The sequence below is a fragment of the Paraburkholderia sp. FW306-2-2C-D06C genome (assembly GCF_058781505.1).
Map to the genome: position 1 here is coordinate 1 of NZ_JBYSWU010000044.1, position 26,573 is coordinate 26,573.

Consider the following 26,573-nt stretch of genomic DNA (forward strand, 5'->3'; position numbering starts at 1 on the left):
GGGCGGGGAGCGGGGCATATCAGCGCCGGGTAGCCGCTGCACGGTGCGGGCTCCTGCAAACAGCGCGTTTCGGCAAACGTCTGACCAGCGAATGGCGGCGAATCGAAACCTGGACTGCGTGGGAACGGCATGGTGCAGAGTGGCTGCCGGTGCGTCGCGGTGCTGCACGGCACAGTGCAAAACAGCCGCCGAAAACCCCGCAAACCCTTGCTCGACAGGGAGTGTAGGAGTCGGCCGACACAAAGTCAACATTATCTTATGTCTTATATAAGACATATCTATTGCGGGGAAAAACCTAGACGCGCCCCAGCCCTTTATGATGAAATGCGCGGATGACTTCGAACCCGGTGAACACCACGAATCCCAATGGCCAAGGGGCCGCGGGCGGAGGTGTATCCGCTGCCACGCCCGCTGCGTCGCCCACTTTCAGCCCCTTGTATCAGCAGATCAAGGGGTTGATTACGCAGAGCCTCGAAAGCGGCGAATGGAAGCCCGGCGAGATCATTCCTAGTGAAGTCGAATTGGCGGTCAGATACAAGGTCAGTCAGGGAACAGTGCGCAAAGCGATCGACGAGCTTGCCGCCGACAACCTGCTGGTGCGCCGCCAGGGCAAGGGCACGTTTGTTGCAACGCACAACGAAGACCGCGCCCAGTTTCGCTTCCTCCGGTTACTGGCCGATGACGGCGCGGAGCATCCGCACGTCAGCCGCCTGCTTGAATGCCGGCGTTTGCGCGCTTCAGCGGACATCGCCCGGCAACTCGATCTGAAGCCCGCCGATCCGGTGGTGCTGATCAAACGCCTGCTGCAGTTCGACGGCGAAGTCACCGTACTCGACGAGATATGGCTGCCCGGCGGCGTGTTCCGCGGGCTGACGCTCGAACGCCTGTCGGAGTATAAAGGTCCCCTCTACGCGATGTTCGAGACCGAGTTCGGCACGCGCATGATCCGCGCAACGGAGAAAATCCGCGCGGTCGCGGCCGAGCCTTCGGTGGCTGATCTGTTGCGCGTGCCGGCGGGTTTCCCGCTGCTGTCGGTGGAACGTGTGTCCTATACATACGGGGACCGGCCGGTTGAAGTCCGGCGTGGTTGGTATGTCACAACCGGGTATTACTATCAGAACGATCTAAGCTGAGTCGGGCTGGATGAAGGCGCGGCGTCCCACACGCGCGCCTGTTTGAAGGCGCCTTTATCGCGCACGCTGTAACGGACCTGCGGTGGTTTTCGCTGCAGCGCGATAAAAAAAGGCGCTAAAATCGCGGATTAGTGTGACTACATAGTAGGGGTCTAGCATGGCTGAAGCCGTAAAAAAACCGAGGCCGGAATTCCGGAACATCGGTATCGGGCAGATTTTGACGGCATACCGTCTCCCGCTAGCGGGGCGAGTGTCGATCTTGCATCGCGTAAGCGGTGGTCTGCTTTTTGTTTTTCTTCCGTTCCTGCTGTACCTCTTCGATCAGAGCGTCACTTCCGAACTTAGTTTCGAAGTATTCAAAGGCTTCCTCTCCAACATCATCGTCAAGCTCATCACGCTCGTTCTCGCGTGGGCCTTCCTGTTTCACTTCTGCGCCGGCATCCGTCACCTGGTGATGGACACGCACCGCGCGGTCACCAAGGAAGGTGGCAAGCAAACCTCCATTGTGGTCCTCGTCGTGTCGTCCCTCCTCACGATTGCATTCGCCGCAAAACTGTTCGGAGTCTTCTAAGAAAATGGCAGCTAATAACCGAATCGGTCCGAAGCGTCTCGTCGTCGGCGCACATTACGGTCTGCGCGACTGGCTCGCCCAGCGCATTACCGCCTGCGTGATGGCGATCTACACGGTGATCCTGCTCGTGTGGTTCTTCGGCGCGCGCGATTTCTCGTACGAAGGCTGGGCGTCGATCTTCGCGACGCAATGGATGAAGCTCGCCACGTTTGTCACGCTGCTGTCGCTGTTCTATCACGCGTGGGTTGGTATCCGCGACATCTGGATGGACTATGTGAAGCCCGTCGGTGTACGCCTGTTGCTTCAGTCGCTGACGATCGTCTGGCTGCTCGCTTGTGCGGGCTACGCTGCGCAGATTCTCTGGAGAGTGTAAAAGAATGGCTGCAATCAAGAATTCTCTGCCGCGTCGCCGTTTCGACGTGGTTATCGTCGGCGCAGGCGGCTCGGGGATGCGCGCTTCGCTGCAACTCGCGCGCGCCGGTCTGTCGGTTTGCGTGCTGTCCAAAGTGTTCCCGACGCGTTCGCACACGGTCGCTGCTCAAGGCGGCATCGGCGCATCGCTCGGCAACATGAGCGAAGACAACTGGCACTATCACTTCTACGACACGATCAAGGGTTCCGACTGGCTTGGCGACCAGGACGCGATCGAGTTCATGTGCCGCGAAGCACCGAACGCCGTGTACGAGCTCGAACACTTCGGCATGCCGTTCGACCGTAACGCCGACGGCACGATTTACCAGCGCCCGTTCGGCGGCCACACCGCGAACTACGGCGAAAAGCCGGTGCAACGCGCTTGCGCGGCGGCTGACCGTACCGGTCACGCGCTGCTGCACACGCTGTACCAGCAGAACGTTGCTGCCAAGACGCAGTTCTTCGTCGAATGGATGGCGCTGGATCTGATCCGCGACGCCGACGGCGACGTGCTCGGCGTGACGGCGCTGGAAATGGAAACCGGCGACGTCTACATCCTCGAAGGCAAGACCACGCTGTTCGCCACGGGCGGCGCAGGTCGGATCTTCGCGGCGTCCACGAATGCGTTCATCAACACCGGTGACGGCCTGGGCATGGCCGCGCGTTCGGGCATCGCACTGCAAGACATGGAATTCTGGCAATTCCACCCTACCGGCGTGGCCGGCGCGGGCGTGCTGATTACTGAAGGCGTGCGCGGCGAAGGCGGCATTCTGCGTAACTCGAACGGCGAGCGTTTCATGGAACGCTACGCGCCAACGCTGAAGGATCTGGCGCCGCGCGACTTCGTTTCGCGTTCGATGGACCAGGAAATCAAGGAAGGCCGCGGCGTCGGTCCGAACAAGGATCACGTGCTGCTCGACCTGTCGCACATCGGCGCCGAGACGATCATGAAGCGTCTGCCGTCGATCCGCGAAATCGCGCTGAAGTTCGCGAACGTCGATTGCATTAAAGAGCCGATTCCGGTCGTGCCGACCATCCACTATCAGATGGGCGGTATTCCGACCAACATCCACGGCCAGGTCGTGGGTACGTCGAAGGGTCACGAAGTGCCGGTCAACGGTTTCTACGCCGTGGGCGAATGCTCGTGCGTGTCGGTGCACGGCGCGAACCGTCTCGGCACGAACTCGCTGCTCGACCTGGTGGTGTTCGGCCGCGCGGCCGGCAACCACATCGTCAAGCACGTGAAGGAAATCAAGGAGCACAAGCCGCTGCCGGCCGATGCTGCCGATTTCGCGCTGTCGCGTCTGGACAAGCTGGACAAGTCCTCGTCGGGCGAATACACGCAAAACGTCGCGAACGATATCCGCGCCGCGATGCAGGCGCACGCCGGCGTGTTCCGCACGTCGAAGCTGCTGGCCGAAGGCGTCGAGCGTATCCGCGAAGTGGCCGAACGCGTCGACAACATCCACCTGAAGGACAAGTCGAAAGTGTTCAACACCGCGCGCGTCGAAGCGCTGGAAGTGGCGAATCTGATCGAAGTGGCCCGCGCCACGATGGTTTCCGCCGAAGCGCGCAAGGAAAGCCGCGGCGCGCACGCGCAGAACGACTTCGAACATCGCGACGACGAAAACTGGCTGCGCCATACGCTGTGGTTCAGCGAAGGCGATCGCCTCGACTACAAGCCGGTTCACATGCAACCGCTGACGGTCGAATCGGTTCCGCCGAAAGCGCGGACCTTCTAAGGCACAAGTCAAAGGAATTCAGAAATGGCTAAGCGTACATTTGAAATTTACCGCTACGACCCGGATAAGGACGCAGCGCCGCGCATGCAAACGTATGAGATCGAAATCGACTCGCACGAACGCATGCTGCTGGACGCACTCGTCAAGCTGAAGGCTGTCGACGAAACGCTGTCGTTCCGCCGTTCGTGCCGCGAAGGCGTGTGCGGTTCGGACGCGATGAACATCAACGGCAAGAACGGTCTGGCGTGCCTGACGAACCTGAACGACCTGCCGCAAAAGATCGTGCTGCGTCCGTTGCCGGGTCTGCCGGTCGTGCGCGACCTGATCTGCGATTTCACGCAGTTCTTCAACCAGTATCACTCGATCAAGCCGTACCTGATCAACGATACGCCGCCGCCGGAAAAGGAACGTCTGCAGTCGCCGGAAGAACGCGACGAGCTGGACGGCCTGTACGAATGTATTCTGTGTGCCAGCTGCTCGACTTCGTGCCCGAGCTTCTGGTGGAATCCGGACAAGTTCGTCGGTCCGGCGGGCCTGCTGCAAGCCTATCGTTTCATCGCGGACAGCCGCGACGAAGCGACCGGTGAACGCCTCGACAACCTGGAAGATCCGTACCGTCTGTTCCGTTGCCATACCATCATGAATTGCGTCGACGTTTGCCCGAAGGGCCTGAACCCGACCAAGGCGATTGGCAAGATCAAGGAATTGATGGTTCGCCGCGCTGTTTAATATGAACAACCCAACGCTCCCTATCGTTCGCTGCCCCCCGAGGGGGCGGTCAGTACGCTTGGGGGCGGCCCGGCGCGTACTGACATGAACGAATCATCACATCAGTCCGACCCTCTTCGCCGCGCGCGCCTTCGCTGGCGCGCGCGGCGCGGCTTGCTGGAAAACGATCTGATCTTTGAGCGTTTTTTCAGCCGATATGAGCATGACCTCAGCGACGCCGATGTGGGCGCACTCACCCGCCTGCTCGAGCTGAGCGATAACGACCTGATGGACTTGCTGCTCGTGCGCAAGGAACCAGAAGGCGACCTTGCCGACCCGGATGTCGTCCGGGTGCTGGAACTGCTGCGAAACGCTTGAGCGGCTTGAGCGCGGCTTGTTCGTTGTTCCCAGGCGTGCAAATTATCGAAACCCTGTTTCCATACTTCGATTGAGGATGTGCTATGACCCCGTCAGATGTTAAAGCCACGCTATCGTTCAGCGACAATTCGCCGAGCGTTGAAATGCCGATTTACAAGGGCACTCTCGGCCCGGACGTGATCGACATCCGCAAACTGTACGGCCAGACCGGCAAGTTCACGTACGACCCGGGCTTCATGTCGACGGCGGCCTGCAATTCGGCGATTACGTACATCGACGGCGACAAGGGCGAACTGCTGTACCGCGGCTACCCGATCGACAACCTCGCGGAAAACGCCGACTTCCTCGAAACCTGCTACCTGCTGCTGAAGGGCGAGCTGCCGAACGCGCAGCAGAACGCGGAGTTCGTGGGCACCGTCACGAAGCACACGATGGTGCATGAGCAAATGCACTTCTTCTTCCGTGGCTTCCGCCGCGACGCGCACCCGATGGCGATTCTGGTCGCCGCAGTCGGCGCGCTGTCGGCGTTCTATCACGACTCGCTCGACATCAACAATCCGCGTCACCGTGAAGTGTCGGCCATTCGCATGATCGCGAAGCTGCCGACGCTGGTCGCGATGGCGTACAAGTACAGCATCGGCCAGCCGTTTGCGTACCCGAAGAACGACCTGTCGTACAGCGCGAACTTCATGCACATGATGTTCTCGAACCCGTGCGAAGAGTACAAGGTCAACGACGTGCTGGTGCGCGCGCTCGACCGCATCCTGATTCTGCATGCGGACCACGAGCAGAATGCATCGACCTCGACCGTGCGTCTCGCCGGTTCGTCGGGCGCGAACCCGTTTGCGTGTATCGCAGCCGGTATCGCTTGCTTGTGGGGGCCGGCGCACGGCGGTGCGAACGAAGCCGCGCTGAACATGCTGGAAGAAATCGGCTCGGTCGATAACATTCCTGAGTTCATCAAGCAGGTGAAGGACAAGAACTCGGGCGTGAAGCTGATGGGCTTCGGTCACCGCGTCTACAAGAACTACGATCCGCGTGCGAAGCTGATGCGCGAAACCTGCCACGAAGTGCTGGAAGAGCTGGGTCTGCACGACGACCCGCTGTTCAAGCTGGCCATGGCACTGGAAAAGATCGCACTGGAAGACGAATACTTCGTGTCGCGCAAGCTGTACCCGAACGTCGACTTCTATTCGGGCATCGTGCAGCGCGCGCTGGGCATCCCGACCTCGATGTTCACGTGTATCTTCGCGATGGCGCGTACGGTCGGCTGGATTGCACAGTGGAACGAAATGATCGCCGATCCGGAGCAGAAGATTGGCCGTCCGCGTCAGCTGTTCATCGGCGATACGCAGCGTGAAGCGAAGCCGCTCGCACAACGTTGATCGAGGTTGAGTCTGCGTAGTTCGTGGTGATTGGTTCGCTGCGAATGGGCGCAGATTTGGCGCTGACTAGAAACAAAACGCCCCAGCGGGTTTGCCGTTGGGGCGTTTTGTTTTGTGGCGCGTCGCTTGGTGCGCGTGGTGTTCTCAAGCGGGTGTCCGGCGGGCCTGACGCCGTCTTGTCCGTTCGAGCGAAGGCGATCGTGTCTCGAGGTTGACCTGTGCCGAAGCGACGTCCTTCGGCGTATGGCCATGGGTTTCGAAAAAGCGCCGGTACGCACTCGGCGTCATGCCGCGCGCCGACAAAAACTGCCGGTTGAAATTGGCGAGATTCGGAAAGCCCGCTTTAGTAGCGATCAGCGCGATCGGCCAGCCTGTATCGGTTAATCCAGGGCTGGAGTCAGCTGCCAAGCTTCCTGCGTGGCGAAAGCACGCCGGACTTTCCGGCCGATCACTTCGAGACCGGCTTTATCGGGCGCGCACAGGAAAGCGATTTGACGCCGCTCGGCCGCGCGCAACTCGGCTTCGATCTCGAGCGCTGACCACCTGTAAGCGCGGCAGCGCGTGGGGCCGCCGTCACGCATTCCGCTGCCGGGTAACAGCGATACAGGTATCGGCACTACCACCCAACCCCCTGTTTTTTATCGGTTTTTCCGTGGTTTGATGGGCCAGAAGGCGGCTCTGCGTGGCATAATCGACCGGACACAGTCAGCCCGCAGTCATTACTACCCCGCATACCATGGCACAGACTCTCTACGACAAATTGTGGAACACGCATGTGGTCCACACGGAAGAAGACGGCACGACGATTCTCTATATCGACCGCCACCTGCTGCACGAAGTCACCAGCCCGCAGGCGTTCGAAGGCCTGAAGCTGGCTGAGCGTCCGGTGTGGCGTATCAGCGCGAATCTGGCGGTCTCCGATCACAACGTGCCCACCACGGATCGCAGCCATGGCATCGCCGATCCGGTTTCGAAGCTGCAAGTCGATACGCTCGACAGCAACTGCGACGCCTACGGCATCACCCAGTTCAAGATGAACGACCTGCGTCAGGGCATTGTGCACATCATCGGGCCGGAGCAGGGCGCTACGCTGCCTGGCATGACGATCGTCTGCGGCGATTCGCACACGTCCACGCACGGCGCGTTCGGCGCGCTGGCGCATGGCATCGGCACGTCGGAAGTCGAGCACGTGCTGGCCACGCAAACGCTCTTGCAGAAGAAGAGCAAGAACTTGCTGGTGAAGGTCGAAGGTCCGCTGCCGCGCGGCTGCACCGCGAAAGACATCGTGCTCGCGATCATCGGCAAGATCGGCACGGCGGGTGGCACCGGCTACGCGATCGAATTCGGCGGTTCGACGATTCGCGCGCTGTCCATGGAAGGCCGCATGACGGTCTGCAACATGGCGATCGAAGCAGGCGCGCGCGCCGGCATGGTCGCGGTGGACGACACCACCATCGAATACCTGAAGGGCCGCCCGTTCTCGCCGGAAGGCGTCGAGTGGAATCACGCGGTCGAGTACTGGAAGCAGTTCAAGTCGGACGAAGGCGCGCAATTCGATCGCGTGGTCGAACTGAACGCCGCCGAGATCGTGCCGCAAGTCACGTGGGGCACGTCGCCGGAAATGGTCACCGCTGTGGACGGCCGAGTGCCGGATCCGGAACGCGAAAAAGACCCGGTCAAGCGCGACGCGATGGAACGCGCGCTGAAGTACATGGCGCTCGAACCGAATGCGCCGATCGAATCCATCAAGCCGGATAAAATCTTCATTGGGTCGTGCACCAACGCGCGCATTGAAGACATTCGCGCCGCGGCTTACGTCGTGAAGAAGCTCGGCCGCCGCGTCGCGCCGAACATCCGCCTGGCGATGGTGGTGCCGGGCTCGGGTCTGGTCAAGGCGCAAGCGGAACGTGAAGGCCTCGACAAGGTCTTTACCGATGCCGGTTTCGAATGGCGTGAACCCGGTTGCTCGATGTGTCTCGCAATGAACGCCGACCGGTTGGATCCGGGCGAGCGTTGCGCTTCCACGTCGAATCGTAATTTCGAAGGTCGTCAGGGCGCCGGTGGCCGTACCCACCTCGTGAGCCCCGCAATGGCTGCGGCTGCGGCCATCGAAGGGCATTTCGTCGACATTCGCAAGCTTGGATAACTCGCATGATGAAGAACATGAATCGCACCACTCTATTGCGCCGTTTCGCGCTCGGTACCCTGGCTGGGTTGCTGTTCGGTCTGGCCGGCTGCAACACGGTGCACGGATTCGGCGAGGACATGTCGCACCTCGGCAATTCGATCAGCAACCACGCTGACAAATAAGCGGTTTTTGAATTTTGCCGGCAACGCGCGGGCGGCTTTGCGGTCGCCGCGCGCATCGTCCGGTCTTGAAACAGGCGCAAGCGTCATGGATAAATTCATCGTACACACCGGCGTCGTGGCGCCGCTCGATCGCGAGAACGTCGACACGGACGCGATCATTCCGAAGCAATTCCTGAAGTCGATCAAGCGCACGGGTTTCGGTCCGAACGCGTTCGACGAATGGCGCTACCTCGACCACGGCGAGCCGGGTCAGGACAATTCGAAGCGCCCGCTGAATCCGGATTTCGTGCTGAATCAGCCGCGTTATCAAGGCGCGTCGGTGCTGCTGGCGCGTAAGAACTTCGGCTGCGGCAGCTCGCGTGAGCACGCGCCGTGGGCGTTGCAGCAATACGGTTTCCGTGCGCTGATCGCGCCGAGCTTCGCGGATATTTTCTACAACAACTGCTTCAAGAACGGCCTGCTGCCGATCGTGCTGACCGAACAGCAAGTCGATCACCTGTTCAACGAAACGTACGCGTTCAACGGCTTCAAGCTGACCATCGATCTGGAAGCGCAAGTGGTGCGCACGTCGGACGGCGGCGCCGAATATCCGTTCGAAGTCGCGGCGTTCCGCAAGTACTGCCTGCTGAACGGTTTCGACGATATTGGCCTCACGCTGCGTCACGCGGACAAGATTCGCCAGTTCGAAGCGGAGCGGATCGCGAAGCAGCCCTGGCTGAATCACCGCATCGTCGGCTAAGGGCTTAAAGACCCGTTCGCTGATTCAAGCACGCAAGTCTCAAAGAACATCATCAAGGAATTCGCATGAAGATCGCAGTGTTGCCGGGCGACGGCATCGGCCCCGAAATCGTCAAGGAGGCCGTGAAGGTCCTGAACGTACTCGGCGAAAAGTTCGAACTCGAAGAGGCGCCGGTTGGCGGCGCGGGCTACGAAGCGAAGGGTCATCCGCTGCCCGATTCGACGCTCGCGCTGGCAAAGGAAGCCGATGCGATCCTGTTCGGCGCCGTCGGCGACTGGAAATACGACTCGCTCGAACGCGCACTGCGTCCGGAGCAGGCGATTCTCGGTCTGCGCAAGCATCTGCAATTGTTCGCGAACTTCCGTCCGGCGATCTGCTATCCGCAACTGACAGGCGCTTCGTCGCTGAAGCCGGAAATCGTGTCGGGTCTGGACATCCTGATCGTGCGCGAACTGAACGGCGACATCTACTTCGGCTCGCCGCGCGGCGTGCGCGAAGCGCCGGACGGCCTGTTCGCCGGCGCGAAAGAAGGCTTCGACACGATGCGTTATGCGGAACCCGAAGTGCGCCGCATCGCGCACGTCGCGTTTCAGGCGGCGCAAAAGCGCGGCAAGAAGCTGACTTCGGTGGATAAGGCCAACGTGCTCGAAACATCCCAGTTCTGGAAAGACGTGATGATCGACGTGTCGAAGGAATACGCGGACGTCGAGTTGTCGCACATGTACGTCGACAACGCGGCCATGCAACTGGTGAAGGCGCCGAAGTCGTTCGACGTGATCGTCACCGGCAACATGTTCGGCGATATTCTCTCCGACGAAGCCGCGATGCTGACGGGTTCGATCGGCATGCTCCCGTCGGCCTCGCTCGACAAGAACAACAAGGGCCTGTACGAGCCGTCGCACGGTTCCGCGCCGGACATCGCCGGCAAGGGCGTGGCGAATCCGCTGGCCACGATTCTCTCCGCCGCAATGATGCTGCGCTATTCGCTGAACAAGGCGGAGCAGGCCGATCGCATCGAAACCGCAGTCAAGAAGGTGCTGGAACAGGGCTTCCGCACTGGCGACATTCTGACGCCGGGCTGCCAGCAAGTCGGCACCGCAGCGATGGGCGATGCGGTGGTCGCCGCGCTGTAAAGCGTTTAAGCCTAAACAGTCGTTAGGCCTCAAACGGCCTTTAAAACGCGGATTGGCCTCGAAAACAGGCCAATTCGCGCGTAATACGGACGATGGCGTCGCCAGATTCCGGTTTTCGTGTATATTGTAGCGATGGCGCAGATCTCCCAAATCTCCTCGATTTCTAACCAGCACGGCAAAACGGCCCGTGCGGTTGAGTTCGCCATTACCACCAAAACGCTCATTAAAGCGATTACCCCGAAAACGATCACGAAACGCTGATCGTCCGTCGTGCCCGCTCATCTTCCCCGCGCGGTCACTGCGGGCAAAGATGCGGGGAAGTTTCCACTCGAAGGGTATGAAGTCATGAACGTAGGTCTCGTAGGTTGGCGCGGCATGGTCGGTAGCGTCCTGATGCAACGTATGCAGCAGGAAGGCGATTTCGACTTGATCGAACCGGTGTTTTTCAGCACCAGCAATGCGGGCGGCAACGCGCCGTCGTTCGCCAAAAACGAGACCAAGCTCAAAGATGCGACAAGCATCGAAGACCTGAAGAAGTGCGAAACGATCATCTCCTGCCAGGGCGGCGATTACACCAATGAAGTGTTCCCGAAGCTGCGCGCAGCGGGCTGGAACGGCTACTGGATCGACGCGGCTTCGTCGCTGCGCATGAAAGACGATGCAGTCATCATCCTTGATCCGGTCAACCTCGACGTGATCAAGAATGCGCTGGTCAAGGGCCAGAAGAATTTCATCGGCGGCAACTGCACGGTCAGCCTGATGCTGATGGCGTTGGGCGGCCTGTTCCGCGAAAACCTCGTCGACTGGATGACGGCCATGACGTATCAGGCTGCTTCGGGCGCGGGCGCGCAAAACATGCGCGAACTGCTGCAACAAATGGGCACGCTGTACGGCGCGGCCAAGGAAGATCTGACGGATCCGTCGTCGGCGATTCTCGACATCGACCGCCGCGTGCTGAATGCAATGAACAGCGACCGCATGCCGACCGACCACTTCGGCGTACCGCTCGCCGGCTCGCTGATTCCGTGGATCGACAAGGATCTCGGCAACGGCATGTCGAGAGAAGAGTGGAAGGGCGGCGCCGAAACCAACAAGATTCTCGGCAAGCCGGCCATGGGCACGCCGGGTTCGATTCCGGTGGACGGCCTGTGCGTGCGGATCGGCGCCATGCGTTGCCATTCGCAGGCGCTGACCATCAAGCTGAACAAGGACGTGCCGCTGGACGAAGTGAACAGCATCCTTGCGTCGGGCAATGACTGGGTCAAGGTGGTGCCTAACGAACGCGAAGCGTCGATGCGCGATCTGTCCCCGGCGGTGGTCACGGGCACGCTGACGGTGCCGGTCGGCCGGGTGCGCAAGCTGGCAATGGGGGGCGAATATCTGTCGGCCTTCACGGTCGGCGATCAGCTGCTGTGGGGCGCGGCCGAACCGCTGCGTCGCATGCTTCGCATTGTGCTCGACAAGTAAAGTAAACTACGCGCTCACGACGCGTAGAAAACTCAAAAAGCGTCGCGTTTCTCGCGACGCTTTTTTCATTGTGTGCCCCGATTATCTTGTCTCTTTCCAACCGCAAACAAGGGCTGCGCGCTGATGCGCCAGGAGTCCCGATGAACCTTCGACTCTCTTCCCTTCGGGCTATGTTCATTCATCACGGTGCAGGCCGGTTGGCGGCTGCGGCTGCTTTGGCTTTTGCGCTGGCTGGCGTCGGTGTCGGCGCAGGCGGCGCTGTGGCAGCCACGGTCGATGCCGCGAGCGCGCCGGAGGGCGCGTCGACCGCCACGGCCACGTCATATGCCGCAGGCAGTCAGTACACGGTTCGGCCAGGGCAGTCGCTGAACGACGTGGCGATTGCCGTCACGCAATCGCACGACCGGGCGACGCTCGCTCGTGCGTCGCGCGCGTTGTTCGACGCGAATCCGAACGCCTTCATGAGCCATGACCCGAGCCGGATGCGGATGGGTGCCGTGTTGACCGTGCCGGCGCTGGACGCGTCCGGGGCCCTGGTGGCTTCGTCGGCGAGTGTGGGGTCTGCGGCTGTTGCCGCATCCGCTCCTGCGGCGGCGCCGGTCTCCGCGTCGAGCGCTGCGACGGCGGTTGGCGCGGCGAGTGGAGTGGCACAGGTCAATGCCGTTGCAGCGAGTGCGGCAAGTGCCGCGGCTCGCGCTGCGGCGCCGGCGACGCCCGTGGTGACAGGCGCGGCCGGCGCGGCCTCTCAAGCAAACGGCGCGATGCCGGGTGCGAGCGGAATGTCTGCGGGCGGTGCAGCTGTGGCGGGTGCGGCTTCGTCCGTATTGTCGGTAGCAGGTTCGCAGGCGACCGCTTCGTCCGCGTTGCCGGGGAGCGGCGCACATGTATGGTCCGGGTCGATCCAGCCTTCCGCCAGCGAGTCGGCTGAAGGAGCCTCGGCGCTCGCTGCTCCGGCGTCGAGCGCCGCTCAGCCGGCTTCGCAGGCGCATACCCAGGTATCCAGCTTGCAGCAATTGCTTGCGCTGAAAAACCGAGTGCTGATGGAACTGCAGAAGCACGGCATCGGCGGTTCGACGAAAGCGACGGGCACTGCGTCGACTGGTATGCCGCCGCCGGTGGGGGCGTCGTCCGCAGCGGCGGTTGCCGGTCATAGCGGTGCGGCGATTTCCACGTCGAACGAATCCGGGATTTCGCAAACGAATTTGAGCGTGGCGGCGGCAGTCGGCGCGGCGTTGGTGGTGTTGCTGGCGGCTTTGCGTCTGCGTCGCCGCAAGCGCGAGAGGATTGCAGCGACTGACGCTGCGTCTACGGATGATGTGACGGCATCGGCGCGAGCCGCCGGTCCGCAGGAGATCGTTTCGACGCGTGAGCAGAGCCCCGTGAACGAACCTGCAGATGTGAGTGTGAGCGACGACGCTGCAATGCGGCGCGCGGCGGCACTAGCGGCGGAGCGTGAGGCGGAACAGCGTCACGCAGCAGCGAAGGAGAGTGAGGCGGCGGAACTTGAGGCGGCGGAGCGTGCAGCGGCGGAACGTGAAGCAGCGGAACGTGAAGCGGCGGAGCGTGAAGCGGCGGAGCGCGCAGAGACAGAACGCGCAGCGGCAGAATACGCAGCGGCGGAACGCGCAGCAGCGGAACGTGAAGCGGCCCAACGCGAAGCAGCTGAACACGCGGCAGCGGCCCACCAACCCGACACGACCAGCACCCCCTTAGCGGCGCAGGAGTTCACCGCGTCTGAGCATCCTTGGCAAGAACGCCGCCCAGCGCCTGCCTCCGCCGAGCCAGCGCAACCGGCCCCCGACGTCTTGCCAGCCGCTCACAGCGACTTCACCTCCGAACCAGTTCCACCGGCCCATCACGAAAACTTCGACGGCGCGACCACGGCCGCGAGTCTTGCAGCCGCTGCCGAACTCGGCGCCGAAGCGCTGCCGGTGACGCCGCTCGAACCGGTCAGCGAGGTCTCGCGTCAAGAGCAGCCGCCCCATCGTCTGCAATGGGAAGACGAGCCGCCGGCGCCGCTCACGAAGCCGCACGACGATCCGCATGCACCGCAGCCGACACTCGATTTCACGCAGCAATCCGTCGAGCCGCACGCGACTTCGCCGTCCGGTCAGCCGCACAGCGACGCGTCGACGCATCCAGCAGCCGCAGCGCCGTTCTTGCAACAGGACGCATTGCCAGCCACCGCGCCACACTTCGAGCCGGCTCCCGTCACGCAAGCTCAGCCTGTGCCGACCGCGCTGACCGAATTCCCGCGCGACGCCGTCGACGCCTTCGGCAGTCTCGACATGCCATTGCCGCCGCGCGTCGAATCGACCGCCGGCGCGGAAAACGACGACGCGCCCGCAGCGCACGCGCCGCAGCCGCCTGTGCCCTCGGAAACCGCCGCGCACCATGCCGTTGCGCCTCACGACCCGGACGACGCCCGGCATATCGCCGATGAAATCGCTTCCGGCACCGCAGGCCCCGCGGCGCTCGCCGGTCTGGGCGCGGCTGGTTTTGGCGCGCTGAAGCTCGATTTCGACCTCGAATTGCCGCCGAGCCCCGCTCAGCCGCTGCCGGCCTTCACGCAGGCCGACCTCGCACGCATCGCCCGCAACAAGCTCGATCTGGCCGCCGAATATATCGACCTCGGCGATTTGTCGGGTGCGCGTGCGCTTATCAACGAAGTGATCGAAGCGAACGATCCGGCCACGCGCACTGAAGCCCGCGCGTTGCTCTCCACGCTCGCGCCGTTGTCGTGAAGCGTATCGCTTTAGGCGTTCAGTACGACGGCTCGGCATTCTGCGGTTGGCAGTCGCAGCCGCACGGCAAGACGGTGCAGGACGAGCTCGAACGGGCGCTTCGCGAGTTCGCACAGACGACGGTGCAGACCGTCGTCGCGGGTCGTACGGATACGGGCGTGCACGGTCTCGGCCAGGTCGTGCATTTCGATACCGAACTCGATCGCGCGGATTTTTCGTGGATTCGCGGCACCAACGCGTTTCTGCCGAAAACCATCGCGGTGCAGTGGGCCAAGCCGATGCCCGACGAGTTCCACGCGCGCTTCTCGGCATTCGAGCGAACCTACTACTATGTGCTGTACGTCAACCCGGTGCGCTCGCCGATGCTGGACACGCGCGCCGGTTGGGTGCACACGCCGCTCGATGTCGACGCGATGCGCGCGGCGGCCGCCTATCTGATCGGCGAGCACGATTTTTCGTCGTTCCGTGCGTCGGATTGCCAGGCGAAGACGCCCGTCAAGCATCTGTACCAGATCGATATCCGGCAACAGGGTGACTTCATCCATTTGCGCTTTCGGGCGAATGCGTTCCTGCATCATATGGTGCGCAATCTGATGGGTTGCCTCGTTTCCATCGGCCGCGGCCGGCACCCGGTCGAATGGATGGCCGAGGTTCTCGCCAGCCGCAATCGTGAATGCGCCGCGCCGACTTTTATGCCGGACGGCCTGTACCTCGCGCAGGTGGGCTATCCTGAGCAATTCGCCGTGCCCGCGCCGCAGACCGGCAGCGTGCCGTGGAATACCGTATGGACCGAAAAAGCGCAATCATGAAATCAAGCGAAAACCTGGCGGCCGAAGCCCACTCCAACGCGCAGCAGCAAGCCGCGCCGCGCCGTACGCGCATCAAGCTTTGTGGCCTGTCGAAGCCTGAAGACGTAGCGCACGCGATCGATCTCGGCGCCGACGCGATCGGCCTCGTGTTCTATCCGCCCAGTCCGCGCTCCGTCAGCGTGGCGCAGGCGGTCGAGCTGGTGCACGACGTGCCGCCGTTCGTATCGGTAGTCGGTTTGTTCGTCAACGCGACGCCGGACTGGATCCGCGAAGTTGCAAGCAATATCGGGCTTACGCTGCTGCAATTCCACGGCGATGAGACCGCGGACCAGTGCGAATCCCTCGCCAGCCTTGCGGGTTTGCCTTGGTTGCGCGCGCTACGCATCGCGGCGGATACTCAGCCCGCTGATTTGGTAAAATCAGCGCTTAACTATTCAGCAGCCAGCGGCCTTCTGTTCGACACCCATGTCGAAGGCTATGGCGGCGGCGGGAAGGTTTTCGATTGGTCACTTATTCCAGCAGAGCTCGCGCGTCGGGCCGTTTTGAGTGGTGGGTTGAACGCGCAAAACGTCAGTGACGCGATCCATCGCGTGCACCCGTACGCGGTCGATGTCTCGAGCGGCATCGAAGTGCCGGGTGCCAGGGGCGTGAAGGATCACGCCCGGATGGCGGCGTTCGTACGCGCAGTGCGCGCAGCGGACGCCGAATGATTCTGGCGGCGCGGTTTTCTCGCATGAACTCCGCGCACCACACTGAGAAGAGTGATCGCTATGTATAACTTGCCTGACGAAAGAGGCCATTTCGGCCAATATGGCGGCGTGTTCGTCGCTGAAACGCTGATTCACGCGCTCGACGAGTTGCGTGTCGCGTACGAGAAATACCAAAAAGACCCTGAATTCGTCGCCGAATACGAGCGCGAGCTGAAGTATTTCGTCGGCCGTCCGTCGCCGATTTATCACGCGCAGCGCTGGAGCGAACTGCTCGGCGGCGCGCAGATTTTCCTGAAGCGCGAAGACCTGAATCACACCGGCGCTCATAAAGTTAATAACGTGATTGGCCAGGCGCTGCTCGCCAGGCGCATGGGCAAACCGCGCGTGATCGCCGAAACCGGCGCCGGGCAGCATGGCGTCGCGACCGCAACCATCGCGGCGCGCTTCGGCATGGAGTGCGTCGTCTACATGGGCGCCGAAGACATTCGCCGTCAGGCTGCCAACGTGTACCGGATGAAGCTGCTCGGCGCGACCGTCGTGCCGGTCGAATCCGGCTCGCGCACGCTGAAGGACGCGCTCAACGAAGCAATGCGCGACTGGGTCACGAACGTCGAAAATACTTTCTACATCATCGGCACGGTGGCGGGGCCGCATCCTTATCCGATGATGGTGCGCGACTTCCAGCGCGTGATCGGCGACGAGTGCAAGGTGCAGATGCCGGAACTGGTCGGTCGCCAGCCGGACGCCGTGATTGCGTGCGTGGGCGGCGGTTCGAACGCGATGGGTATCTTTTACCCGTACATTGACGACGCTTCGGTGCAGTTGATCGGCGTCGAAGCGGCGGGTGACGGCATCGAATCGGGCCGCCATGCGGCGTCGCTGATCGCCGGCAGCCCGGGCGTGCTGCACGGCAACCGGACTTATCTCCTGCAAGACGAGAACGGCCAGATCATCGAGACGCATTCGGTATCGGCAGGCCTCGACTACCCGGGCGTGGGCCCTGAGCATGCGTGGCTAAAAGACAGCAAGCGCGCGCAATATGTCGGCATCACCGACGAAGAAGCGCTCAAAGCCTTCCACGACTGCTGCCGCATCGAAGGCATCATTCCGGCATTGGAATCCAGCCACGCGCTGGCCTATGCTGCGAAACTCGCGCCCACGCTGCCGAAGGATAAATACCTTCTGGTCAATCTGTCGGGCCGCGGCGACAAGGACATGCACACGGTCGCTGAGCGATCGGGTATCCAGTTCTGAGCGCCGCGACGATGCGCGACGAGTTCGACGAGCCCCAGCCCGCGGTTGAAACCAACCCGGCCGCCGGCGCAATGGCGGCCGAGGCGCCTGCACCTTTGTTGCCGCAGGTGCCTGCCGGCATCCAGCTGTTGAACCGCGATTTTCTGACCGATGTGGCGAACATCCCCGACGGATCGATCGACCTGATTCTGTGCGATCCGCCTTACGGGCTCGGCAAGGATTATGGCAACGACTCCGACATGCGTTCAGGTGACGATTTTCTCGCCTGGACGCACGGTTGGCTCGAGCTGGCCATTCCAAAGCTCAAGCCATCGGGTTCGCTGTATATCTTCTGCACGTGGCAGTACGCGCCGGAAATCTTCTGTTTCCTGAAGACAAAGCTCACGATGGTCAACGAGATCATCTGGGACCGGCGGGTACCGAGCATGGGCGGAACGACGCGCCGGTTTACGTCGGTGCACGACAACATCGGCTTTTTCGCGGTATCGAAGGATTATTACTTCGATCTCGATCCCGTCCGCATCCCGTACGATGCCGTCACGAAGAAGGCGCGTTCGCGTAAGTTGTTCGAAGGCAGCAAGTGGCTGGAGCTTGGCTATAATCCCAAGGATGTCTGGTCGGTGTCCCGGCTGCATCGGCAACATGCCGAACGCGTCGATCATCCGACCCAGAAGCCTCTGGAAATTGTCGAGCGTATGGTGCTGGCAAGTTGTCCGAAGGGCGGGCGCGTGCTCGACCCCTTCATGGGCAGCGGCACCACCGCAGTCGCTTGCGCCCGTCAGCAGCGCGAATTCGTCGGCTATGAGATCAATGAAAGTTACTGCGCGATAGCGCGCGAACGCGTGAGCGCGGTCGCGGCGGCTCCCGCTGTTGCCCGGCCGCTTGCAGCCGAAACCGAACGGCAAACCGAGGCGCAATAAGCGAGCGCGCAGTAGCCTAAATCCGAGAATATTCCATGTCCCGTATCAAGAACACATTCGACGCGCTGTCCGCACAGGGTAAGAAAGGCCTGATCCCGTTCATGACGGCCGGCGATCCCGACCCGGCGCGCACGGTCGAATTCATGCACGCGCTCGCTGCCGGCGGCGCGGACGTGATCGAACTTGGCGTGCCGTTTTCCGACCCGATGGCTGACGGTCCGGTAATCCAGCAATCGTCGGAGCGCGCGTTGGCGCACGGGGTGTCGCTGCGCCACGTCATCGCCGATGTGAAGCGCTTCCGCGAAACCAATGACAAAACCCCGGTCGTGCTGATGGGTTACGCCAATCCGATTGAACGGATGGGCGCCGAAGCGTTTGCCAAGGCCGCGAAGGAAGCGGGCGTAGATGGCGTGCTGGTGGTCGATTATCCGCCGGAAGAGTGCGTAAGCTTCGCCGAACAGATGCGATCTGCTGGCATCGATCCGATATTTTTGCTTGCGCCCACCTCCACGGATGAACGCATCGCGGAAGTCGGCAAGATCGCCAGCGGCTACGTCTATTATGTGTCGCTCAAAGGCGTGACCGGAGCGGCAAATCTGGACGTTTCCAGCATCGCGAGTAAAATCCCGGCCATCAAGTCGCGCGTCCCCCTGCCGGTGGGTGTCGGTTTCGGTATCCGTGACGCGCAAACGGCGCGTGCGGTGGCCGAAGTGTCCGATGCCGTCGTGATCGGCAGCCGTATCGTGCAATTGCTCGAACAAGCCGCACCCGACACCGCTGCCGAAACGCTCACGCGTTTCATCGCCGAAGTGCGCGAGGCGCTCGATAGCGTCGCGACTGCCCGATAACAACAGTTATTTTTGTCTTCTGTAGCGTGAACGGCGGGTTCGTCCCGCCGTTTGCTCTACCGTTGACCCCGAGAAGGATTCAATATGAGCTGGCTCGATAAGCTGCTGCCGCCGAAAATCAAGCAAACCGACCCGAAGAACCGCAAGGGGATTCCGGAAGGCTTGTGGATCAAGTGCCCGTCGTGCGAAGCGGTGCTGTACCGCAGCGACGTCGAGGCCAATCTGCATGTTTGCCCGAAATGCGACCATCACATGCGCATCGGCGCGCGTGAACGGCTCGACGGCCTGCTCGATCCCGAAGGCCGTTATGAAATCGGCCAGGAAATTGTGCCGGTCGACGCGCTCAAGTTCAAAGACAGCCGCAAGTACCCGGAGCGCCTGAAAGAGGCGATGGACGACACCGACGAAACCGACGCAATGGTCGTGATGGGCGGCGCAATCCATACGCTGCCGGTGGTGGTCGCGTGCTTCGAGTTCTCGTTCATGGGCGGCTCGATGGGTTCGGTGGTCGGCGAGCGTTTCGCGCGCGGCGCGCAGAACGCGCTCGAACAGCAAGTGCCGTTCATCTGCTTCACCGCTTCGGGCGGCGCGCGGATGCAGGAAAGCTTGCTGTCGCTGATGCAAATGGCCAAGACCACGGCCATGCTGACCAGACTGGCCGAAGCCAGGCTGCCGTTCATCTCCGTGCTGACCGACCCGACCATGGGCGGCGTGTCGGCGAGTTTCGCCTTCCTCGGCGACGTGGTGATCGCGGAACCGAAAGCGCTGATCGGCTTTGCCGGTCCGCGCGTGATCGAACAAACCGTGCGCGAAAAACTGCCGGAAGGCTTCCAGCGCGCCGAGTTCCTGCTGACGAAGGGCGCGATCGACATGATCGTCGACCGCCGCAAGCTGCGCGAAGAACTCGCGCAATTGATGGCGCTGCTGAGCCGCCAGCCGGCTGACGCCGTCGCGTAAGCCGCGGGTGTGTGAGCGGCCGTTGTGTGAACCGCCGTTGAGTGACCGCCGTTGAGTGACAATAAGCGGCTGCATCGATCTGTCAAAGCATTAACCAGCGCCGCACCCTCGAAGCGCGGCGGCAGTACGAAAAGCAGAAAAAAATAGCGCGCCGCGAGAGTCATCAAGCGGCGCGCTGTCATTTCCGGGATAATCACGGTCTCGTGACGCGGCGCCGCATGATTCGCGCTGCCAGGCCCAGCTTTCTGCGCATAAAGTCCGCGGCGACCTCCAATGGCGTCGTACGCAGCGCACCGAACCGACGGCCCCCGCGCATATTCGCCACACTGCCTAACCGATTCACTCGCGATTCACCCGATGACCACATTCCCCACCCTCGACGCGTGGCTCACGCACCTCGAATCCGCGCATCCGGTCGGCATCGACATGGGTTTGGCTCGCATCTCCAAAGTACGCGACGCGATGCAGTTGTCGTTTGCGTGCCCGATCATCACGGTCGGCGGCACGAACGGCAAGGGTTCGACCTGCGCGATCCTCGAATCGATTTTGCTGCGCGCCGGCTTTACGGTCGGCTGCCACACGTCGCCGCATCTGCTGTCGTTCAACGAACGCGCGCGCGTGAATGGCGCAATGGCGAGCGACGCCGATCTGCTCCCGCATTTCGAAGCGGTTGAAGCTGCGCGCCTGAGCCTCGCCGAACCGGTCACGCTGACGTACTTCGAATTCACGACGCTGGCGATCATGAGCCTGTTCGCTTCGCGCGGACTCGACGCGGTAATTTTCGAGGTGGGTCTGGGCGGCCGGCTGGACGCGGTCAACATCCTCGACACGGACTGCGCGATCATTACCAGCATCGATATCGATCACACCGATTATCTCGGCGGTACGCGCGAAAAAATCGCCTTCGAAAAGGCCGGCATTTTCCGTGCGGGCAAGCCGGCGATCTGCGCCGATCCGGTTCCGCCGCAAACGCTGATCGATCACGCCGAACAGATCGGCGCCGAACTGTGGCTGTTCGGACGCGATTTCCGCTATGAAGGGCAGGCGGGCAGCGAGCGCCAGCAATGGAGCTACGTGGGCCCGACAATGCGCCGTTCGGCGCTCGCCTATCCGGCGCTGCGTGGCGCGAACCAGCTGATCAATACGTCGGCGGCGCTCGCCGCTCTCGAAGCGCTGCGCGACCGTCTGCCGGTCTCGGCGCAGGACATTCGGCTCGGCCTTGCCAATGTCGAATTGCTGGGGCGTTTCCAGGTCCTGCCCGGTAAGCCGGCCATCGTGCTCGATGTCGGCCACAATCCGCATGCAGCGGCGGTGCTCACGCAAAACCTCGGCAATATGGGCTTTTTCCCGTACACGTACGCGGTGTTCGGCGCGATGCGCGACAAGGACATTGCCGGCGTATTGGCGCATCTGAAAGGCGAAATCGACCACTGGTGCGTGACCGATTTGCCGACTCCGCGCGCTGCTTCCGCCGAAGAGCTCGAAGCCGCGTTGCGCGAGCAGGGCGTGACCGATGGCGCCGATAGCAGTGTGATGCGCTACGCGACGCCGGCCGAGGCTTTTCAAGACGCTCTAAAACGAGCGTCGGAGAATGATAGAATCGTGGTTTTCGGCAGTTTCTATACGGTAGCAGGCGTCATGGCCTACCGTAAATCGCAGCAACACTGAACGGGCGCCAGCCTCGAACCAAGCGATTCATGGGAATTTTCTCGTTCGGCAAGAAAGACGACACGCCCGGTCGGCGTGGCGCAAACACCAGTTCCACTCGTGCCGCCCGTGGCGAACGCGTGGAGCGGCGAACCCGCCGCACGGAGCGCGCCGTGGACGCCGATGCGATGCTGCTCGACCCTACGTTGCCTGAAAAGCAGCGTGCGCGGCGCCGGCTCGTCGGCGCGATCGCGTTGGTGGTGGCAGCGGTAGTCGTCCTGCCCATGGTGCTGGACTCGCATCCCAAGCCCGTCACCGACGACATCTCCATCGACATCCCGAACCGCCCCGCGCCGAGGGCTCACAAGGTCGACGAAGACACGCAGGCCGGCGTAGCGCCTGACAATCCGGCGCCCGATGCGGCCCTCGCCGCTTCCGGCCTTACGCCGGCTGCACCGGCAACGGCAGCTACGCAAGGTCAGTCCGGTGGCGCAAAGCAGCAGAGCGTGGCAACGAGCGCAGCGCCGGTAGCCAGGCCTGCGGCGAAACCGCAAGCGCCGGCCGTCGCGGCCAATACCGCACCAGTGGCTGCGCCGCCGACGCCAGCCAAGCCAGCGAAACCGCAGACTACGCATAGCGCCGCGAACGTTCCGGCTCCGAGCGAAGACAGCGCCAACAGCAACGCCGCGAGCGCGGACGCCGATTCCGGCACGCCTGCGTCGCCTCCGGGCAGCCGCTTCGCTGTGCAGCTCGGCGTGTTCCCGGACGATGCCGGTGCGCGCAATTGGGCCACCAAGTTGAAAGCGGCGGGCGTGCCGGCATATACCGAACGTCGGAAGCAGGCAGACGGCACGACCCGCACGCTATTGCGCGCCGGCCCGTTCGCCGACCGTGCAGCGGCCACCGCCGCGATTGCGAAGGTTCGTGAGGCTGGCTTGACGTCGGGCGCGAACAACGCCGCTGCACAGTAAGCGAGCGATGTTCACTGCCTTCGACTACGCTGTAATGGCGGTGATCGGTTTGTCGGCTTTGCGCGGCACGTGGCGCGGCTTCTTGTCCGAGGTATTCGGGCTAATCGGCTGGATCGCGGCGTTTTTCATTGCTTGCCGCTTCGTCAGTTATGTCGTGCCGTTTATTCCCGCCACGTGGCCGGGCGGCGCGTTGACCCAATGGCTGCTGGCGTTCGCGCTGGTGGTGATCGGTGTGGTGCTGGTGGCGAGCGTGCTGAATGCGCTGCTGAGCCGCATCGTGCAGGCAACGGGTTTGAGCGGCGTGGACCGCTCGCTTGGTTTGATGTTCGGCCTCGTGCGCGGGGTCATTCTGGTGCTGATTCTGGTCGCCCTCGCGGGCTTGACCGAACTGCCCCAACAGGAATTCTGGCGCAACGCCCTGCTTCGGCCCTACGCGGTCGACGGCGTGCACATAATGAAACCGCTGCTTCCCGAGACGCTCGCCGCCTACGTCCGTGTGTGACGATCAGGCGGGTGATCAGAGGAAGCCCGCAGTACTCCGGCGCAATCCGGCTGCTTTTACGTTCCATAGCAGGCACCGGTCGCCGTTACGAATTTCGTACCTTTGAAGGACATGCCATGTGCGGCATCGTAGGCGTAGTTTCCCACTCTCCGGTCAATCAGCTGATCTATGACAGCCTGCTGCTTCTGCAGCACCGCGGTCAGGACGCCGCCGGCATCGCGACAGCGAACGGCAGCAATTTTCACATGCACAAGGCCAACGGCATGGTGCGCGACGTGTTTCGCACGCGCAACATGCGCAGCCTGCCCGGCACCACCGGTATCGGCCAGGTCCGTTACCCGACCGCCGGTTCCGCGTCGAGCGAAGAAGAAGCCCAGCCGTTCTACGTGAACGCGCCGTTCGGCATCATCCTCGCCCACAACGGCAACCTGACCAACTGGCAGCAGCTGAAAGATGAGATGTTCCGCATCGATCGCCGCCACATCAACACCAATTCCGACACCGAAGTGATGCTCAACGTGCTCGCGCACGAATTGCAGCTGTCCAGTTCAGGCCTGCAACTCGATCCGGCCGCGCTGTTCAAGGCGGTGTCGGGCGTGCATCGCCGGGTGCGGGGTTCGTACGCTATCGTGTCGCTGATCGCCGGTTATGGACTGCTCGGGTTCCGCGACCCGTTCGGTATCCGCCCGCTGTGCCTCGGCAAGCAGGAAACGCCGGAAGGCGTCGAGTGGATCCTGGCGTCGGAATCGGTGGCGATCGAAGGTATCGGCTTCGAGTTCGTGCGCGATGTGGCGCCGGGTGAAGCGATTTTCATCGACCTCGACGGCAATCTGCATTCGCAGCAATGCGCCACGAATCCGAGCCTGAACCCGTGCATTTTCGAACTCGTGTACCTCGCGCGTCCGGACTCGGTGCTCGACGGTGTGCCGGTCTACAACGTGCGTCTGCGCATGGGCGACTACCTCGCCGAGAAGATCAAGCGCGAACTGCCTGACGTCGCGATCGACGTCGTGATGCCGATTCCCTTTGCGCCGCGGCCGGCCGCGATGCAGGTCGCCAAGAAGCTGGGCGTCGAGTATCGCGAAGGCTTCTTCAAGAACCGTTACGTGGGCCGTACCTTCATCATGCCGGGCCAGGCGGTGCGCAAGAAGTCGGTGCGTCAGAAGCTGAACGCGATGGGCATCGAGTTCAAGGGCAAGAACGTGCTGATCGTCGACGATTCGATCGTGCGCGGCACCACCTCGCATGAAATCGTGCAGATGGCGCGCGACGCGGGCGCGAACAAGGTGATCTTCGCCTCGGCGGCGCCGCCGGTGAAATTCCCGAACGTCTACGGTATCGACATGCCGACGCGTGGTGAACTTGTCGCCCACGGCCGCACCGACGAAGAAGTCGCGCGTATGATCGGCGCCGACCATCTCGTCTATCAGGACGTCGATGCGTTGAAGCAGGCGGTGCGCGACATCAATCCGGCGCTGAAGGAGTTCGAAGCATCGTGCTTCGACGGCAACTACATCACCGGCGATGTCACCACGGAGTATCTCGACCGCATCGAAACCGCACGCCTTGCGCCGTCCGCGCAATCGGACCGCGACGCTGCGAGCGAAGCGATCGACGGCGGCGCGCCTGCGCGTTCGCAACTGCACCTGCAATTGTCGGTAGGTTGAGCGGTCCCGCAACCGGCGTGGCGCGCTGCACGCCACGCCGCGAGCGTGTTAGCATGACGGCTTGCGTCGATTTGATCTCAGCTTGCGGACGCGGGGCAACCCGAAACAGCTAAAGCGAATGGTGGAAAAGCCGCAGTCATCCGCCTCCGCTCCAGCTTCCCCCGCACATGAAGCCCGCTTATGCCGACGCAAAAGCGGGCTTTTTTGTTGCTGCCGTTCAGCGTTGCGCGCGCCTTCTCACGTGAGCCACGTTGAACGCAGCCATGGAACATTGGAAACCAGAACCAACATGGACAACTCCCTGAACTTCGACACGCTGGCAGTCCGCTCGGGCACTGTGCGCAGCGACTTCAACGAACATTCGGAAGCGATTTTCCTGACGTCGAGCTTTGTGTTCGCGAACGCCGCCGAAGCTGCCGACCGCTTCAAGAATTCCGAAGACTATTACACCTACTCGCGCTTCACGAACCCGACCGTCTCGATGTTCCAGGACCGTCTGGCCGCGCTCGAAGGTGGCGAGGCATGCATGGCCACGGCCTCGGGGATGGCCGCGATCATGTCGGTGGTGATGTCGGCGTTGCAGGCCGGCGACCATCTGGTCAGCTCGCAGGCGCTGTTCGGTTCGACGCTCGGCATGTTCTCGCAGATCTTCAGCAAGTTCGGCATCACGACCACGTTCGTCGATCCGACGGATCTGGACGCGTGGGAAAACGCCGTGCGCCCCGAGACGAAGATGTTCTTCCTCGAAACGCCGTCGAATCCGCTGACCGAAGTCGCGGATATCGAGGCGATCAGCAAGATCGCGAAGGCGGCCAATGCGCTGTTCGTGGTCGACAACTGTTTCTGTAGCCCGGCCTTGCAGCAGCCGTTGAAGCTCGGCGCGGACGTCGTGATGCATTCGGCCACCAAGTTCCTCGACGGCCAGGGCCGTGTGCTCGGCGGCGCGCTGGTCGGCTCGAAGCAGTTCATCATGGAGAAAGTGTTTCCGTTTGTGCGCAGCGCCGGGCCGACGCTGTCGGCGTTCAACGCGTGGGTGTTGCTCAAGGGCATGGAAACGCTGTCGCTGCGGGTCGACAAGCAGTCGGCGAACGCACTCGAAATCGCGCGCTGGCTGGAAACGCATCCGGCCGTGAATCGGGTGTTCTATCCGGGGCTCGAATCGCATCCGCAGCACGCGCTGGCCATGCGTCAGCAGAAGGCGGGCGGCGCGATTCTGTCGTTCGAGCTGAAGGGCGAGACGCCTGAGGCGATGCGCGCGAACGCATGGCGCGTGATCGACAGCACGAAAATCTGTTCGATCACCGGCAATCTCGGCGACACGCGCACCACTATCACGCATCCGGCCACGACCACGCACGGACGCGTGACGCCGGAGGCGCGCGCGGCGGCAGGCATCAGCGAAGGGTTGATCCGTCTGGCCGTGGGCCTGGAAAACGCCGGCGATATTCGCGGCGATCTGGAGCGCGGTTTGGCGGGGTAATGGGAGCTTGAAGCCGCAGAGCTCGAAGCAACGGAGCTTGAAGCCGCGGAGCTGGAAGCAACGGAGCTTGAAGCAGGAAAGCGGGCC

24 protein-coding genes and 2 pseudogenes are annotated in these 26,573 nt (G+C 62.3%); 25 read left to right on the forward strand and 1 reads right to left on the reverse strand.

Annotated elements, in window-relative coordinates; translation table 11 throughout:
* Nucleotides 1-332 precede the first annotated feature (332 nt).
* The 7 genes from AC3WLT_RS27000 (at nucleotide 333) to gltA (ending at nucleotide 6,328) form a co-directional block, all read left to right on the forward strand.
* On the forward strand, nucleotides 333-1,133 hold the full coding sequence (locus tag AC3WLT_RS27000; protein ID WP_492594733.1) for a GntR family transcriptional regulator: 801 nt from the start codon (nucleotides 333-335) through the stop codon (nucleotides 1,131-1,133).
* A 157-nt stretch (nucleotides 1,134-1,290) separates the two neighbouring features.
* The gene (sdhC, locus tag AC3WLT_RS27005) at nucleotides 1,291-1,704 is read left to right on the forward strand and encodes a succinate dehydrogenase, cytochrome b556 subunit (RefSeq protein WP_492594734.1); all 414 of its coding nucleotides are present in this window, start codon (nucleotides 1,291-1,293) and stop codon (nucleotides 1,702-1,704) included.
* 4 nt (nucleotides 1,705-1,708) lie between these two features.
* Nucleotides 1,709-2,077, forward strand: a complete 369-nt coding sequence (gene sdhD, locus AC3WLT_RS27010; protein ID WP_492594735.1) for a succinate dehydrogenase, hydrophobic membrane anchor protein — start codon at nucleotides 1,709-1,711, stop codon at nucleotides 2,075-2,077.
* Nucleotides 2,078-2,081: 4 nt separating this feature from the next.
* Entirely contained in the window at nucleotides 2,082-3,857 is a 1,776-nt protein-coding gene (gene sdhA, locus AC3WLT_RS27015; protein ID WP_492594736.1) for a succinate dehydrogenase flavoprotein subunit, read from the forward strand.
* Between the two features lie 24 nt (nucleotides 3,858-3,881).
* On the forward strand, nucleotides 3,882-4,586 hold the full coding sequence (locus AC3WLT_RS27020) for a succinate dehydrogenase iron-sulfur subunit (RefSeq protein ID WP_132383613.1): 705 nt from the start codon (nucleotides 3,882-3,884) through the stop codon (nucleotides 4,584-4,586).
* Between the two features lie 84 nt (nucleotides 4,587-4,670).
* Nucleotides 4,671-4,943 (forward strand): FAD assembly factor SdhE, encoded by a 273-nt coding sequence (locus tag AC3WLT_RS27025; RefSeq protein ID WP_492594737.1) that lies wholly within the window; start codon nucleotides 4,671-4,673, stop codon nucleotides 4,941-4,943.
* Between the two features lie 83 nt (nucleotides 4,944-5,026).
* The gene (gene gltA / locus AC3WLT_RS27030; protein ID WP_341317152.1) at nucleotides 5,027-6,328 is read left to right on the forward strand and encodes a citrate synthase; all 1,302 of its coding nucleotides are present in this window, start codon (nucleotides 5,027-5,029) and stop codon (nucleotides 6,326-6,328) included.
* A gap of 144 nt (nucleotides 6,329-6,472) precedes the next feature.
* Here gltA and AC3WLT_RS27035 read toward each other — a convergent pair.
* Nucleotides 6,473-6,712: pseudogene (locus AC3WLT_RS27035) on the reverse strand (helix-turn-helix domain-containing protein); the annotation flags it as partial.
* A 14-nt stretch (nucleotides 6,713-6,726) separates the two neighbouring features.
* Here AC3WLT_RS27035 and AC3WLT_RS27040 point away from each other — a divergent pair.
* The 18 genes and pseudogenes from AC3WLT_RS27040 to AC3WLT_RS27125 form a co-directional block, all read left to right on the forward strand.
* A pseudogene (locus tag AC3WLT_RS27040) lies at nucleotides 6,727-6,867 on the forward strand (DUF1479 domain-containing protein); the annotation flags it as partial.
* Nucleotides 6,868-7,064: 197 nt separating this feature from the next.
* Nucleotides 7,065-8,474 (forward strand): 3-isopropylmalate dehydratase large subunit, encoded by a 1,410-nt coding sequence (leuC, locus tag AC3WLT_RS27045; RefSeq protein ID WP_492594738.1) that lies wholly within the window; start codon nucleotides 7,065-7,067, stop codon nucleotides 8,472-8,474.
* 5 nt (nucleotides 8,475-8,479) lie between these two features.
* Nucleotides 8,480-8,638: an entericidin A/B family lipoprotein gene (locus AC3WLT_RS27050; protein WP_154557950.1), complete on the forward strand. Its 159-nt coding sequence runs from the start codon at nucleotides 8,480-8,482 to the stop codon at nucleotides 8,636-8,638.
* Between the two features lie 85 nt (nucleotides 8,639-8,723).
* Nucleotides 8,724-9,377: a 3-isopropylmalate dehydratase small subunit gene (leuD, locus tag AC3WLT_RS27055; RefSeq protein ID WP_492594739.1), complete on the forward strand. Its 654-nt coding sequence runs from the start codon at nucleotides 8,724-8,726 to the stop codon at nucleotides 9,375-9,377.
* A 65-nt stretch (nucleotides 9,378-9,442) separates the two neighbouring features.
* On the forward strand, nucleotides 9,443-10,510 hold the full coding sequence (leuB, locus tag AC3WLT_RS27060; RefSeq protein ID WP_492594740.1) for a 3-isopropylmalate dehydrogenase: 1,068 nt from the start codon (nucleotides 9,443-9,445) through the stop codon (nucleotides 10,508-10,510).
* A 345-nt stretch (nucleotides 10,511-10,855) separates the two neighbouring features.
* Nucleotides 10,856-11,977, forward strand: a complete 1,122-nt coding sequence (asd, locus tag AC3WLT_RS27065) for an aspartate-semialdehyde dehydrogenase (RefSeq protein ID WP_492594741.1) — start codon at nucleotides 10,856-10,858, stop codon at nucleotides 11,975-11,977.
* A gap of 140 nt (nucleotides 11,978-12,117) precedes the next feature.
* Nucleotides 12,118-14,721: a motility hub landmark protein FimV gene (locus tag AC3WLT_RS27070; protein WP_492594742.1), complete on the forward strand. Its 2,604-nt coding sequence runs from the start codon at nucleotides 12,118-12,120 to the stop codon at nucleotides 14,719-14,721.
* Nucleotides 14,718-15,530, forward strand: coding sequence for a tRNA pseudouridine(38-40) synthase TruA (gene truA / locus AC3WLT_RS27075; RefSeq protein WP_492594743.1), 813 nt, complete (start codon nucleotides 14,718-14,720; stop codon nucleotides 15,528-15,530). Before AC3WLT_RS27070 ends, truA begins: the two co-directional genes overlap by 4 nt.
* On the forward strand, nucleotides 15,527-16,240 hold the full coding sequence (locus AC3WLT_RS27080) for a phosphoribosylanthranilate isomerase (RefSeq protein ID WP_492594744.1): 714 nt from the start codon (nucleotides 15,527-15,529) through the stop codon (nucleotides 16,238-16,240). Before truA ends, AC3WLT_RS27080 begins: the two co-directional genes overlap by 4 nt.
* 60 nt (nucleotides 16,241-16,300) lie before the next feature.
* The gene (gene trpB, locus AC3WLT_RS27085; protein WP_492594745.1) at nucleotides 16,301-17,494 is read left to right on the forward strand and encodes a tryptophan synthase subunit beta; all 1,194 of its coding nucleotides are present in this window, start codon (nucleotides 16,301-16,303) and stop codon (nucleotides 17,492-17,494) included.
* An 11-nt stretch (nucleotides 17,495-17,505) separates the two neighbouring features.
* A complete protein-coding gene (locus AC3WLT_RS27090) occupies nucleotides 17,506-18,414 on the forward strand; it encodes a DNA-methyltransferase (RefSeq protein ID WP_492594746.1) in 909 nt (302 codons plus the stop codon).
* A 35-nt stretch (nucleotides 18,415-18,449) separates the two neighbouring features.
* Nucleotides 18,450-19,262, forward strand: coding sequence for a tryptophan synthase subunit alpha (gene trpA, locus AC3WLT_RS27095; RefSeq protein ID WP_492594747.1), 813 nt, complete (start codon nucleotides 18,450-18,452; stop codon nucleotides 19,260-19,262).
* Nucleotides 19,263-19,346: 84 nt separating this feature from the next.
* A complete protein-coding gene (gene accD / locus AC3WLT_RS27100) occupies nucleotides 19,347-20,219 on the forward strand; it encodes an acetyl-CoA carboxylase, carboxyltransferase subunit beta (RefSeq protein ID WP_492594748.1) in 873 nt (290 codons plus the stop codon).
* Between the two features lie 357 nt (nucleotides 20,220-20,576).
* Nucleotides 20,577-21,887 (forward strand): bifunctional tetrahydrofolate synthase/dihydrofolate synthase, encoded by a 1,311-nt coding sequence (gene folC, locus AC3WLT_RS27105; protein WP_492594749.1) that lies wholly within the window; start codon nucleotides 20,577-20,579, stop codon nucleotides 21,885-21,887.
* Between the two features lie 29 nt (nucleotides 21,888-21,916).
* On the forward strand, nucleotides 21,917-22,837 hold the full coding sequence (locus tag AC3WLT_RS27110; RefSeq protein WP_492594750.1) for an SPOR domain-containing protein: 921 nt from the start codon (nucleotides 21,917-21,919) through the stop codon (nucleotides 22,835-22,837).
* Nucleotides 22,838-22,844: 7 nt separating this feature from the next.
* Nucleotides 22,845-23,339, forward strand: coding sequence for a CvpA family protein (locus AC3WLT_RS27115; protein ID WP_492594751.1), 495 nt, complete (start codon nucleotides 22,845-22,847; stop codon nucleotides 23,337-23,339).
* A gap of 116 nt (nucleotides 23,340-23,455) precedes the next feature.
* Nucleotides 23,456-25,006, forward strand: a complete 1,551-nt coding sequence (gene purF / locus AC3WLT_RS27120; protein ID WP_492594752.1) for an amidophosphoribosyltransferase — start codon at nucleotides 23,456-23,458, stop codon at nucleotides 25,004-25,006.
* Between the two features lie 289 nt (nucleotides 25,007-25,295).
* On the forward strand, nucleotides 25,296-26,486 hold the full coding sequence (locus tag AC3WLT_RS27125) for an O-succinylhomoserine sulfhydrylase (RefSeq protein ID WP_492594753.1): 1,191 nt from the start codon (nucleotides 25,296-25,298) through the stop codon (nucleotides 26,484-26,486).
* Nucleotides 26,487-26,573 lie beyond the last annotated feature (87 nt).

What these genes read in the sequence shown, in the direction of transcription:
- AC3WLT_RS27000 (WP_492594733.1), top strand. Translation starts at nt 333, where the DNA reads ATGACTTCGAACCCGGTGAACACCACGAATCCCAATGGCCAAGGGGCC.
- sdhC (WP_492594734.1), top strand. Translation starts at nt 1,291, where the DNA reads ATGGCTGAAGCCGTAAAAAAACCGAGGCCGGAATTCCGGAACATCGGT.
- sdhD (WP_492594735.1), top strand. Translation starts at nt 1,709, where the DNA reads ATGGCAGCTAATAACCGAATCGGTCCGAAGCGTCTCGTCGTCGGCGCA.
- sdhA (WP_492594736.1), top strand. Translation starts at nt 2,082, where the DNA reads ATGGCTGCAATCAAGAATTCTCTGCCGCGTCGCCGTTTCGACGTGGTT.
- AC3WLT_RS27020 (WP_132383613.1), top strand. Translation starts at nt 3,882, where the DNA reads ATGGCTAAGCGTACATTTGAAATTTACCGCTACGACCCGGATAAGGAC.
- AC3WLT_RS27025 (WP_492594737.1), top strand. Translation starts at nt 4,671, where the DNA reads ATGAACGAATCATCACATCAGTCCGACCCTCTTCGCCGCGCGCGCCTT.
- gltA (WP_341317152.1), top strand. Translation starts at nt 5,027, where the DNA reads ATGACCCCGTCAGATGTTAAAGCCACGCTATCGTTCAGCGACAATTCG.
- leuC (WP_492594738.1), top strand. Translation starts at nt 7,065, where the DNA reads ATGGCACAGACTCTCTACGACAAATTGTGGAACACGCATGTGGTCCAC.
- AC3WLT_RS27050 (WP_154557950.1), top strand. Translation starts at nt 8,480, where the DNA reads ATGATGAAGAACATGAATCGCACCACTCTATTGCGCCGTTTCGCGCTC.
- leuD (WP_492594739.1), top strand. Translation starts at nt 8,724, where the DNA reads ATGGATAAATTCATCGTACACACCGGCGTCGTGGCGCCGCTCGATCGC.
- leuB (WP_492594740.1), top strand. Translation starts at nt 9,443, where the DNA reads ATGAAGATCGCAGTGTTGCCGGGCGACGGCATCGGCCCCGAAATCGTC.
- asd (WP_492594741.1), top strand. Translation starts at nt 10,856, where the DNA reads ATGAACGTAGGTCTCGTAGGTTGGCGCGGCATGGTCGGTAGCGTCCTG.
- AC3WLT_RS27070 (WP_492594742.1), top strand. Translation starts at nt 12,118, where the DNA reads ATGAACCTTCGACTCTCTTCCCTTCGGGCTATGTTCATTCATCACGGT.
- AC3WLT_RS27080 (WP_492594744.1), top strand. Translation starts at nt 15,527, where the DNA reads ATGAAATCAAGCGAAAACCTGGCGGCCGAAGCCCACTCCAACGCGCAG.
- trpB (WP_492594745.1), top strand. Translation starts at nt 16,301, where the DNA reads ATGTATAACTTGCCTGACGAAAGAGGCCATTTCGGCCAATATGGCGGC.
- AC3WLT_RS27090 (WP_492594746.1), top strand. Translation starts at nt 17,506, where the DNA reads ATGCGCGACGAGTTCGACGAGCCCCAGCCCGCGGTTGAAACCAACCCG.
- trpA (WP_492594747.1), top strand. Translation starts at nt 18,450, where the DNA reads ATGTCCCGTATCAAGAACACATTCGACGCGCTGTCCGCACAGGGTAAG.
- accD (WP_492594748.1), top strand. Translation starts at nt 19,347, where the DNA reads ATGAGCTGGCTCGATAAGCTGCTGCCGCCGAAAATCAAGCAAACCGAC.
- folC (WP_492594749.1), top strand. Translation starts at nt 20,577, where the DNA reads ATGACCACATTCCCCACCCTCGACGCGTGGCTCACGCACCTCGAATCC.
- AC3WLT_RS27110 (WP_492594750.1), top strand. Translation starts at nt 21,917, where the DNA reads ATGGGAATTTTCTCGTTCGGCAAGAAAGACGACACGCCCGGTCGGCGT.
- AC3WLT_RS27115 (WP_492594751.1), top strand. Translation starts at nt 22,845, where the DNA reads ATGTTCACTGCCTTCGACTACGCTGTAATGGCGGTGATCGGTTTGTCG.
- purF (WP_492594752.1), top strand. Translation starts at nt 23,456, where the DNA reads ATGTGCGGCATCGTAGGCGTAGTTTCCCACTCTCCGGTCAATCAGCTG.
- AC3WLT_RS27125 (WP_492594753.1), top strand. Translation starts at nt 25,296, where the DNA reads ATGGACAACTCCCTGAACTTCGACACGCTGGCAGTCCGCTCGGGCACT.